General features: G+C 64.5%; 3 protein-coding genes and 1 pseudogene. 3 read left to right on the top strand and 1 reads right to left on the bottom strand.

Annotated features, from left to right (window positions below):
* Positions 1-291: pseudogene (locus ABIB49_RS18715) on the top strand (IS110 family RNA-guided transposase); the annotation flags it as partial.
* Between the two features lie 451 nt (positions 292-742).
* Here the strand turns inward: ABIB49_RS18715 and ABIB49_RS18710 are convergent.
* Positions 743-2,050: an O-antigen ligase family protein gene (locus tag ABIB49_RS18710; protein WP_226776250.1), complete on the bottom strand. Its 1,308-nt coding sequence runs from the start codon at positions 2,048-2,050 to the stop codon at positions 743-745.
* A gap of 331 nt (positions 2,051-2,381) precedes the next feature.
* Here ABIB49_RS18710 and ABIB49_RS18705 point away from each other — a divergent pair, with 331 nt between their 5' ends.
* Together ABIB49_RS18705 and ABIB49_RS18700 are read left to right on the top strand one after the other, a co-directional pair.
* Entirely contained in the window at positions 2,382-3,911 is a 1,530-nt protein-coding gene (locus ABIB49_RS18705) for a tyrosine-protein kinase domain-containing protein (protein WP_226776249.1), read from the top strand.
* A 351-nt stretch (positions 3,912-4,262) separates the two neighbouring features.
* Positions 4,263-12,562: choice-of-anchor D domain-containing protein (locus ABIB49_RS18700; protein ID WP_354157612.1), on the top strand; the 8,300-nt coding region annotated here is incomplete at its 3' end.

Genomic DNA, 12,562 nt, shown 5'->3' with positions numbered 1-12,562 from the left:
AAAACAGGAAACACCCATGCCCGCCGCCTGCTCGTCGAGGCCGCTTGGCATCACCGCCGTCCATATGCCAACGCAAGCCGTGACATGCGTGCCCGCTGGGACGCAGCCGATGAGGCCTCCCGGGTCCGCGGACATCAAGGCAACCACCGCCTGCACCGCAAGTGGGACCAGTTCGAAGCCCGTCACAAACGGCGCGTCATCGCCAACGTCGCTGTCGCACGGGAACTGGCTGGCTGGTGCTGGTCTCTCGCGGCCGCGGTCCAACAGGAGCAGCCGTGGACGGATGAATAGACGTGTGCCGTTCCCGGCTCCGTCCGGAGGCTCGGCAGCGTGGAGGAGACCCGCGATACACCTATGGGCAACCGGTAAATTACGGTGACGCCCGACATTGCTAGACCAGCGGCACCCCTCCAGCCGAACACCTCGTCCTGCGGTAGCCAACCCGCGAATATCAGTCTGACAGCGCCGTCGACCACGACGCGCCGGCCGCCGGACCAAGCAGGGGAACGAACACAAAAGAGCGGTCCAAGACATCCAATCTTGGACCGCTCACCCTTGCCGTCTTGACATGGACTACCTACATATCAGCTGTACTGCGCCATTAGGTTGGTGCCCGGCGGATTGGGCAGGTGCCCGGATGCTTCCACGCGGCCGGGTCGGCCGTCGAAGACCACCAGGGGCCGGTGATCACAGCCGGCGCCATGTTCCCCGCGGCCCGCCCTCCGGCGGCACTGTTGTGCCGTCAGCTTCTGCCTGGGACTCCAACACCGGCAGAGCCCTGCAGCGCGGAGGGCAGCGCGGTTCCCGGGGCGGGGACCTCCACCGGGCGCCGCTTCTGCGCCGTCTGGGCCAGGATATACAGCAGGATGGTCATCGACGAGGGATAGAAGAGGACCGGATCGCTGATGGAGGTGGCAAGGACGTAGATCCATGCGACCAGCTGGATACGGTTTCGGAATGAAACGATCAGGTGGGCCGCAACAACGAGCAGCACGAGCACAAGGGACGCCCAGCCCAGCTCGACGGCCAGCTGCACGTAGGCATTGTGCGCGCCAAGATTGTTTCCGATCCTCAGCGATATTTCACCCCAGCCGATGCCGGTGGCTTCGTTGCCTTCGAGCAGCCGCAACGCACGCTGCCACTGGCCCAAGCGCCACGCGCCAGAGTTGGAGGCCGCAGCCGGCCCGGCCGCCGTCTGGCTGACAAAGTCCAGCCTGCTCAGCAGCGTCTGGCCAACGGTGGCCACAAAGACGCTCAAGACCAGCAGCCCGGCCATCAGCCGCTTGATGTTTCGGGCCAGGAGAATGCCGGCGGCTCCGAAGAGCATCATGGTCGCCGTGATGCTCCCCGTCGTGAGCACGGCTCCGCCGGCCATCAGGAGATATCCGACCCGCCAGGTGTTGAGCTTCTGGGACAGCACATAGAGGATGGACAGGGAGAGCGCGTAGGCCGCAAAGTTGGGATGGCCGAAAAGTCCGCCGTACCGAAGACCGGTGTTTTCGGTGTCCTTGAACGGATGAGGGTACCCAATCAGTGGCTGGGAAAACACCGTGAGGGCACCGACGGTCATAATTCCCAGGAAGATTCGCAGGTTGGCCGCTGAACTGCGCGGAGAATCGCTCGCCACCCAAGGCACGGCAGCCAGCGAAATGAACCGCAGGCAGGCCTCCCAGTTCGGTGACCCGTTAAGATTCCCGGTCACGAAGATGGCCGCGGCGAGAACCAGGGGAAGCACTGACCAGCGGTTAAAGGGCAGCTGGCGCCGGATGAGGGCAAGGATGGCGACCAGGCCGAGTCCGGCAATCACCATCACGTTGTCCAGGCTCACCGTTCCCAGCTTGAAGGTGGATGTCAGCAGCGGCCCAACGAGCAGCAGGAGCAGCGCCACCGGCTGCGGATATCGCAGGGTGAGCACCAGGGCCGCGAGGCCGGCAGGGATCACCAGGACGGTCACGTCCCAGACAGCCGCCCACGACAAAAGGACAACCGCGGCGAAAGCGGCGGCAACAGCCGCCGCACCCCTTACGTCAGTGATTCTGCGGGTCAGCACGACGACCGCGAGAGTATAGGAATCATGTGGTGTCGCTACCCCCCGGGCCGACTTATTCGCAGCAGAAACGGAACTTGTTAAGACCCTAGCGTCGGACCGCCGGCACAGCCATGAGTAGTTCGGCTGGTTTCTACTTGTTAGCGGACAAAACCACTACCTGTTTGTTGGCCCAACTCCCTGCTTTGTCCGGATTCCATTGCCACCTCGCTGGGCCTGCGGATAGGTTCTGAACATGCAGGTGCCGCACTCGCGACCGCCCCTCAGGGCGGCGGCCGAAGGTCTTCGCGGAGACACAACTGGTCTCGAAAAATCATCGACTTGAGGGGGAAAATTGGAATTAGGCGATTACGGTCGGCATTTGCGCCGCAACTGGATACTCATCCTGGTGTGCATTTCCTTAGGCTTGCTGTCTGCAGGTGCCGCCTCCGCGGCGATGGCACCGGTGTACAAGTCCACCACCAAGCTGTTCGTGGCGATTCAGAATTCCGGGTCCGTTTCAGAACTGCAGCAGGGAAACAACTTCAGCCAACAGCGCGTGCAGTCGTACGCCATCACCGCCGCGACGCCGCTTGTCCTGCAGCCGGTGGTCGACAGCCTGGCCCTTCCCATGAGCGCCGCCGAGCTCGGTTCCAAGGTGGCCATCACGGCAGAGCTGAACACTGTTGTCCTGACCATCACGGCCAGCGATGAATCCCCGGAACGCGCCACGGCAATTGCCCGTGGGGTAGGACAAAGCCTGATTGAAGCCGTTGATACCCTCGAGACGGCTGCTGACAACGGAAAATCGCCGTTGAAGCTTACGGTGGTGACACCAGCCGATATTCCGTCCGAGCCGGCTTCACCGAACACACGCCTGAATCTCGCCATCGGCTTTATTGTCGGGTTGGCCCTCGGGATCGGACTCGCCGTCCTCCGAACGATATTGGACACGAAGATCCGCGGCGAAGCCGATGTCCGCCGCATCAGCGACCTGCCGGTCCTTGGCGGAGTTCCTTTCGACAATACGGCCAGCAAAAAGCCCCTCATCGCCGCAACCGCGGGAAGTTCACCGCGGGCCGAGTCATTCCGGCAATTGCGGACCAACCTGCAATTTACCCACGTCAGCAATAAGTCCAAGACGGTGCTCGTGACCTCATCGGTGCCCGGGGAAGGCAAAACCAGCACCAGCCTCAACTTGGGCATGACCATGGCTCAGAGCGGCCAGTCCGTGGTCGTCGTCGACGCCGACCTCCGCCGTCCACGGCTGGCCGGCTATCTCGGTATGGAGCACGCAGCTGGCCTGACAACCGCATTGATCGGCAAAGCCCGGCTCGATGATCTCCTGCAGCCCTACGGTGAACACGGGCTGCATGTGCTCACATCCGGCCAGATCCCGCCGAACCCGAGCGAGTTGCTCGGCTCGGACGCCATGAAGGAGATCCTCCAGGAACTGGAGGCACGGTTCGACGTTGTGATTATCGACGCTCCCCCCCTGCTCCCGGTGACCGACGCCGCAGTTCTGTCGCAGGAAGTGGGTGGTGTGCTCCTTGTGGTCGGCGCCCGGAAAGCGCGTATAGCCGACGTGAAAAAGGCAATTTCTTCCCTGCAGATGGTCAATGCGGGCGTGCTGGGGGTAGTGCTGAACCGGATGCCGTCGAAGGGGCCGGATGCCCACCGTTACGGCTACGGAACCTATGGGCCAACACCCCGCACGCTCAGGGCCGCCGCTCGAAAGGAACGCCGGCGCAGCAAGGAAGCCGCCGCGGCGGCCCGTGCGCCAAGGCCGGTAAACGTGCCCGCACCCGGCACACCGCCGCAGGACACTATTCCAGTCCTGGTTGATGGCCAGCGGCGCGGAGCCAGGGCGGGCCGTACATCCTGAGACGGCGCCCTGTCCGACCCCCTGAAAGGGGCTGACCGGCACTAGCCGGTTGGCCCTTTTTCGTGCGCCCTTTTACTGCAGGGGACCGTGTATTACCTAGGTAGCTTCGTGATGCTACTTGCTTCAAAAAGCTCCTTACGTGTCTTTTCCAGCGGGTATGTTCAGCCGTCCGCAGGCCTGAGAGATTGTTGAAGTGAAGTGGGCCACGAATCGGCTGCAGTGACGTCAATGACGCCGGAAAACACACTGCCAGCCTTCCTAAAGCCGCTCTGCAGAGGTCTCGATTACTAGGATGGCCCGCCGCGCCTCGCGCCGGCCGGCCAACGAATGTTTTGTGGGGAAGGACAGCCTGTGTCTAGAAAAGCCGTCAATGCCGTGGACCCGCGGACCCGTGGGTGGCTCCACCGAGGAACCGCAGTTATCGCCACCACCGCAGTCCTCGCGGCGACGCTTTCAGCGACTACCGCGAGTGCAGCCCCGACGGCTGTGTACCCCGCCGATCCCGCACAGTGGGACAGCTCGCCTTACTCTCCGCTGCCCCCAAACGGGGTCGCTGCGGCCGGCAACACCGTATCCCTGGACTTCGCGGGGATATCAGGCGGCCTGCAGACCCCCGACGGCGCCGGGACCGGTTTTACGTCCGTGCTTCCCTCGGCTGCCACAGGCAGCACACCCTACTTCGCCCGTGAAAACCTCGCCACCGCGAACGGCGCCCTCAACGTCGTCGCCACACCGGGAACGGTGTCAGGAGCCGCGAACGACCAGGACAACGCGCTGGGCGTAGGACTCAAACTGACCACGAGGACACTTCGGCTATCCACCACTGTGATCAGTCCCGCGGATCTTGCCGGTGGCGCCCAGCTCGGCCTATGGTTCGGTCCGAACGACGATAACCTCGCGACCCTGATGTTGGGCGGCGGAGGAACAGCCGGCGAGCGCCGAATCGAGCTCAAGCGCGAACGGAACGGCGTGTCCGAGCCCGCCACCACGGCTGCGCCGACGTCCGCGGATCTGGTATCAGTCGGCACCAGCCAGAACCTCATCGGGAACCGTCCGGTTCAGCTGACCCTGGACGTGAACCCTGCCGAGAACTCCCTGATCGCCGCCTATCAGATCGGCGCTGACGCACCCGTTCCGGTGGGACGGCTGGACCTGCCGGCAAATTTCATCGACGGTTCCGCCCTCAAGCCGTCGCCCCTAACGGACGTCGCAACTTTCGCCGGGATCCTGGCCAGCAGGGGCGCGTTGCCCGCGTCCACACCCATGACGGCAGTGTTCCAGGACTTCGCCTCGGCTGAACTGCCCGCAGCGGCCGCAACCACCGCCACGCCGGTGCCGACCGCGACGCCAACCACCACCGCCACGCCGGTGCCGACCGCAACGCCAACCACCACCGCCACGCCGGTGCCGACCGCGACGCCGACCCCAACCGCCACGCCGGTGCCGACCGCAACGCCAACCACCACCGCCTCGCCGGTTCCGACCCCTACCGCCACAGCCACTACGGTGCCGGCGCCGACGATCAGCTCCACCCCTGTGCCAGAACCGGCCGCCGCCCCCTCCGCCACCGCCGTGAACAACAGCTCGTGCCTCGCAGGCGAATGGCAGGTGCAGTATTTCATCGGTACCTCCTTGGCCGGGTCCCCGGTTCGCGCGGATTGTGATGCCGATATTGGCTTCAATTTCACCGCCGGCTCCGGACCTGCCGGCGTTGGTCCCGAGCAATACTCGGCCCGCTGGGCTAAGACGATCACCTCCGGTGCCGGGACCTACAGCTTCACCACACGGGCCGACGACGGACTTCGACTGACAGTTGACGGCCGGACGATCGTTGACCAGTGGGTTCAGCAGTCCGCCTCTGCAGTCAAAACCACCGATGTTGTCCTTGCCGACGGTCCGCACCTGGTAACCGTGGAGTACTTCCAGGCCTACGGTGACGCTCTGATCTCTGTGGGCTACTCCAAGGACGGGGTGGACAGCGAGGCGCCCATTGCGCCAACGCAGCTCGTCGCCACCGGTGGGTCCGCTGGCGTCGATCTGGCCTGGACAGCCAGCCGCTCCCGCGACGTCACGGGCTACCGGGTCTTCCGGGCCACCAGCAGCGGCGTCGACCTGAAGGGACTGCCGCTGACCGGGACGGAAACCCTTGCAGGCACTTCCTTCAGCGACGTCTCCGCCGTTTCGGGGACGACCTACTATTACGCGGTGACCGCCGTTGACGGCGCCGGGAATGTCTCCGCGGGTTCGAACGAAGCAGCCGGACAGCGGACATCGTCGGCCCGTGCCACGATCCAGGCCCTGGACGTTACTCCGCCACCGGCGCCGGCGGCGCTTTCAGCGGTTTCCGGCGACACAAAAGTAACGCTGAGCTGGACCGCTTCCGCCGCCGCGGACCTTGCCGGTTACCGTGTCTACCGTTCGCTGCAGCCGGTCGTTGGCGATACCGGCTCCCTCCTGTCCGGCTCGGCGCTCGTCACGGGCACGGGCTACACGGACACCACCGCCACTAACGGGACCACGTATTTCTACGTGGTCACTGCCGTGGACCTGTCGGCGAACGAATCCGGCCCCTCCAATGAGGCCCACGCCGTTCCGGTGGTACCCAACACGACCAATATCAAGGTCGACTTCACCACCACATCAGGCCTTCCGGCACCCGGCTACGCCGCTGACTGGGGCGAATCCTTCGGTCCGCGCACCGGACCCAACCAGGGCACGGGCTTGACCTACGGCTGGAAGACCCCGGACGGAAATCCCTTGAGCCTGGTCGGCAATGGCCGTGACAGGGGCCGGGTAGGCATCGACGACCGGCTCGATTCCATCCTGCACATGCAGTACGGCGACGACCCAGGCACTAACGGTGTCAAAACCGAAGGCGTCTGGGAAGCCTCGGTACCGGACGGACTTTACCGGGTGACGATCGCGGCCGGGGACATGGCGTTCGCGGCAGGGTACAACTCCGTTCATGCCCTCAACGTCGAGGCGGGCGTCGGCATTGAGAAGTTCCAAGGCACAGCCGGTCAGGAGTACCAGACCACGACCGTCGTCGTCGGTGTTTGGGACGGCGCCCTCACCGTGACCGCCGCGGGCGGAACCAACACGAAGATCGCCTACATCGATATCGTCGGCATCGAGCGGGCGCCCCATGTTGACACGATGCGCCCGGACAACCGCTCAACCGGGCAGGATCCCACCGACGGCGTATCGGCAACCATCCGCGTCCCCTACGCCGGCGTGGGTGTGGATGCCACAACACTGCCCGGCAACGTGCACCTCTACGAAACATCCACCGGCGTCGAGGTGCCGTCATCGACCGGAACCTCCGGTGGCAATGATGTGATTTCCACCCAGGCAAGCAGCCCATTAAAGGCCAACACAAGCTACCGCTTCGTCGTGACCGGCAACGTCAAGGACAACTACGGTGCCGCATTCGTCCCTTTCACTTCTGTCTTCACCACCGGTTCCGGTGGAACGAGTACCGGGGCGAACTACTCACCCCTGACCGGGGTGTCCTTTGACAAGGTCGAACAGCCGGTGGCGGCAGGGAAATACTGGTCATCGATGGCGTTCGGCCCGGACGGCAAAATGTATGCGTCCACCATCGGACAGGGCCTCTTCCGGTTCACGGTTGCAGCCGACGGATCCCTCTCCAACATGGAGAGCCTGGGTTACGCGGGCCGTGCCATCATCGGCCTGGTCTTCGACAAAACCGGAACGGCAGCCAGCCCGAAGCTGTGGATCACGTCAACCAGTGCCAACACCTTCAACGAACAAGGTGAATGGATTTCGGGCGTCAGCATGCTCTCCGGGGCCTCGCTGCAGACCGAGTCCAAGGTCTTCACGGGTCTCCCCCGTTCCCAGGCTGACCACCTCACCAACTCGATGGCGTATGGCCCGGACGGGCGGCTGTACTTTATGCAGGGATCCAACCAAGGCGCCGGCGACCTGGACAACTCCTGGGGCCAGCGAGGCGAGAAACTGCTCACAGCGGCCACTCTGGTCTTCGACCCGGCCGACCCGGCCGTGCAGCAGGCCATCTCCACCGCGACGCCGATCAGCGTGCAGACCTCCGGAGGGGGAACCTACAACCCCTACGCGGCAGGTGCGCCACTGAAGATCTATGCCACCGGCATACGCAACGCCTACGACCTGGTGTGGCACTCCAACGGCCACTTGTACGTGCCCACGAACGGAACCGCCGGCGGCGCAAACTCCCCCGGTGTCATCAAGAACTCCAACGGCACGTACACCAGGGTGGCGGCGGCCGGGATTCCCGGATTCAGCTCCGTCAACGGTCTGGACGTAACCTCCCAGTGCCTGCGCCGGGGATACACCGGCGGCTCGGTTCCCGCGATCGGCAACCAGCCCACCCAGCGCGACTTCCTCTTCGACGTCGTGCAGGGAGGCTACTATGGCCATCCCAACCCGGAACGCTGTGAGTGGGTCCTGAACGAAGGCAACGACCCGGCGAATCCGCCGGTGTCCCCCGGCCAGGGCGGCACTAAATACCCCTCCGGCACCAAAGCCGACCCAAACTACCGGGGTTTCGCCTATGACCTCGGCTTCAACAAGTCGCCCAACGGGTCCATCGAGTACAAGAGCAGCTCCTTCGGCGGCCAGCTCAAAGGCCGGCTTATTGTGACCCGGTTCTCCAACAACAATGACCTCTTGTTTATGCAGGTGGACCCCGCCACCGGCAAGGTCCTCGGCGAACAGACCTCACTGGGAATCACCGGGGTTCCCAACTCCGCAATCGGCAACGTCGACGGCTTCAACGACCCCCTGGAAGTCGTGGAAGATCCCAAAACCGGCAACCTGTACGTCAACCAGTACGACCGCAGCGGCAGTAACCAGGCCATGTTCCTGCTTCGGGTACCGGCCGGCCAGCAAGCCGCGCCGCTCACCTCTTCGGCGCCCGAGATGGTCTTCTCGGCGGTCAAGAGCACCACGGGAGCCACGAAGTCCGTCACCATCACCAACACCGGGTCCGCTCCCGCGGCCTTGGGCACCAGCATCGCCGGGGCCAACCCGGGCGAGTTCACCACCACAGGCGGGAACGGGACCACGCTGGCTCCAGGCGCCACCGTCACCATCCAGGCGACCTTCAAACCAGGTACCACCGTCGGACAGCGCTCAGCGGTCCTTCGCATCACAGCCGGTGGCAACGCACTCGACGTCGGACTCTATGGCCTGACGATGAACGGCATTGAGGGGCTGAACGAACCAACCCTCCAGGACGTCGTCGGGACCCTCGGGTACAAAATCAACGTAGGCTGGAGCAACCTCGAAGGCGGCACCCAGGCCATTGCCAAGGGTGACGAGCTGCTGGAGCCGCTGTTCGTCAAGTCCGGCACCGGAGCCGTCTCAATGACGCCCCTGGCCCAGTACGCCCCCAAGGAAGACCTCCCGTTCGGTTGGTACACCGGGGATGGACGGCCCGCAGAGCTGCACAAGCTCGGCTCGATCGATACCGCCGGCTATCAGTCACTGCTTCCGCCGTCCTCGCCCGGAACGGTGAAGACTTTCGATCCGGGAAGCCAGAGCTTCGGGCTGTACTACTACTCCAACGCATTCCTGCGGACCGGCTACACGGAGGACCGGCTCAACACCGGCGGCGTGGCCCACCGCGCCCGGGTGTACCCGGCGAAAGACCGCGCCGGAGTGGCCATCGCCAACAGCTACATTGTGGCTTTCGAGGACGCCAGCAACGGCGACTTCCAGGACTACGTTTTCCTGGTCACTGGTCTGCGTCCCGCCACCGCCGCTCCGGTCGGTAGCGGAGCCTTCAAGGTCAACTTCTCCAATCTGGCGGCCGGTCTGCCCACCGGGTACCTCCGCGACTTCGGTGAGCCGTTTGGCCCCCGGACCCGCACCGACCAAGGCACGGGCCTCAGCTACGGCTGGAAGAGCCAGGCGACAGGTTCCCCGATCGACCTTTCCACGGCCGGGACTGCGGGTCCCGGGAACGGCCGGCTTCGCAGCACCACCCAGCCGGACCTGCGCCTGAACACCTTGATGCATATGCAGTCGGCGGACCTGGCAGCCTTCAACGGCCTGTCCACCTACGCCTTCTGGGAGGCGGCGGTCCCCAACGGCGACTACGACGTGACGGTGGCTGTCGGAGATGCTGCACCGCAGACGGCGCCGGAGTTGCATTCCATCAATCTGGAAGGCAAAAAGGTCATCGACCGCTTCGCCCCGTCCGGTGCCGCAGGCAGCGACACCCGGCACAACACCGCTGTGACCCGGGTGACTGTGACCGACGGTTTTCTGACCGTTGACGCCCTCGGCGGTACCAACACCAAGATTGATTACATCGATGTCGTTCCGGCCCCTACCGATCCCGGTGGCGATCCGACGGTCGGCGCCCAGGTCAAGGTGAATTTCCAGACTGCCGGTGCTCCGACGCCGGCCGGCTGGACCGCTGATACCGGAGCAGCCTTCCAGGCCCAGCGAAAGTTCGGCTGGCTGGTCGGCACAACGCCCACTGACCGGAGCGCCGCCACCCGGTACCGGACTGCGGCCACACCCGGAATCGCATACCCGTCGGATCCGCTGCTGCAGTCGCTGAACACGATGGGCCCCGCAAGCAACGTGACAACCGGGATATGGGAGTACGAGCTCCCAAATGGCACCTACACGGTGGCAGTCTCGGCCGGCGACGCCGGCTACCTTGACTCGACGCACGGGATTGCTGCCGAAGGGCAGCCGCTGATCGCCACTTTCGTTCCCACCGGAACATCGCCTTTCCAGACCGGATCACGGCAGATTACCGTCGCAGACGGCAAGTTGACCTTGTCCTCCAGCGGCACTAACTCCAAGATCAACTGGGTGTCGATCAAGGGTCCGGGCCTGGACACCCAGCCGGCCACAGTTCCCACGGCCGCGTACAACTTCACCTTGCCGGGAGCCATCACCCCCAGCGGGTGGACCGCCGACACCGGTGGGATGTACGACGCCCGCGGCTTCGGCTGGCTGGTCAACGGCACCCCGACGGACCGCACGCTGGAAGCAAGAAACCGCACGACCGCGGCTGCAGGGATCACCTTTCCCTCGGATCCGCTGCTGCAGTCACTGATTCAGATGCAGACGGCCAGCAAGGGCGGCACCGATGGCGTGTGGCAGCGCGCGGTTCCCAACGGCAGTTACGAAGTCAGTGCCTCCGTCGGCGACGCGGGCTATCTTGACTCCACACATGCCTTGAATGTCGAAGGCACCGCACTCGTTGCACCGTTCACCCCCAGCGGCACGGCTCCCTTCAAAACGGGCACCACCACCGTAAACGTCACCGACGGTATGCTCACCCTTTCCCCGGCCGGAACCAACACCAAGATCAACTGGGTCACCATCAAGGGCGCCAACCTGCTGAACCCGGTGATCTCGGTGACGGTCAACGGGCAAACCCTTGCCGGTGACTACGCCGGGGGCCAGGCGACTGTTTCCCTGGGTGGACAAGCTTCCGCCGGTTCCCAGATCACCACACTGAGCTACGCAGTCGACGGCGCACCAGCCGCCGGCTACAGCGCTCCGTTTAGCATCGGCAACGGTACCCACACCCTGGTGGTTACCGCCGTCGACGATGCCGGCCGGACCTCAACCCGCAGCGCGTCCTTCGTGGTCCAAAATGTCGGCGGGACGCTGACACTCAGCAATACGCAGGCAACCCGCCGGGCCGGACAGCCCGTCCCCGGCTTCTACGACGACTGGCTCGTGATGCACCGGCTCAACAGCGGAGTCGTCCAGCATAAGGTGACGGACTCCGCCACGGTAGCCCTGAGCAACACCGGTGACAAGGATCTGGTCATCACCAAAGTGGCGATCACCGGAACCGGGGCCAGCGGATTCGTCCTCGCCGCACCCCCGGTATTGCCCCTGGTCATCGGTCCCGGCGGCTCAGCGCCGTTGACGGCGCAGTTCACGGAAACCGCCGGAAGCAAGGGAGTCCGTGTCGCCCAGCTGGAGATCAGCTCCAGCGACACCGTGTCCGCCGTCAAGACCGTCCAGCTGCGCGGCATCTTTATGACTGCACCCGAAGGAACGAACGAACTGACGCTATCCCAGATCAGCCAGGCCTTTGGGATCACCACCGCCTACGGGACCCTCGCGCCGGGCGCCCAGATTCCTAACTCTGCACTGAACGGAGACGAAGTCCGTTCCCCGTTCTGGAAGCGCGCGGACAGCACCAAAGCCGTGACCGTCCGTCAATTGGCGTCCTTCCATGGCTGCTGCAGTTCCGGCGAGAGGATCGACATTGACGGCACAGCCGCTGACGCCAGCGGGCTGTACGCCCAAACCATCCTGCCGCTCAACCTCGGGGTGACCGGTCCGCTCGAGTTCGATGCGAATCCGGCGGGCGCGTTCCCCCTCAAAATCGCGGGCCAGTCGACCAATAACAGCAATTACCTTGCCGTCAAGACCTGGCCGGTCAGGGACAGGGCAGGCCAGCTGGTCCCCGGATCCTACGTTGTAGCCCAGGACTACATGTACTCGGCGAACGACTGCACCGCGGGTTCAGCCAACTGCGACTACCAAGACAACGTTTATCTCATCACTAACATCATCCCCGCCGGTGCTCCGGACACCACGGCCCCGGCGGCCCCCGCCGGGCTGAGCGCAACCGCCGGGACCAACACCGTGAACCTGGCCTGGAC

Source organism: Arthrobacter sp. UYCu512 (genome assembly GCF_040547075.1).
Classification (GTDB): domain Bacteria; phylum Actinomycetota; class Actinomycetes; order Actinomycetales; family Micrococcaceae; genus Arthrobacter.
Note: the sequence above shows the minus strand (reverse complement) of the source record. Positions and strands in the feature narration are given on the sequence as shown.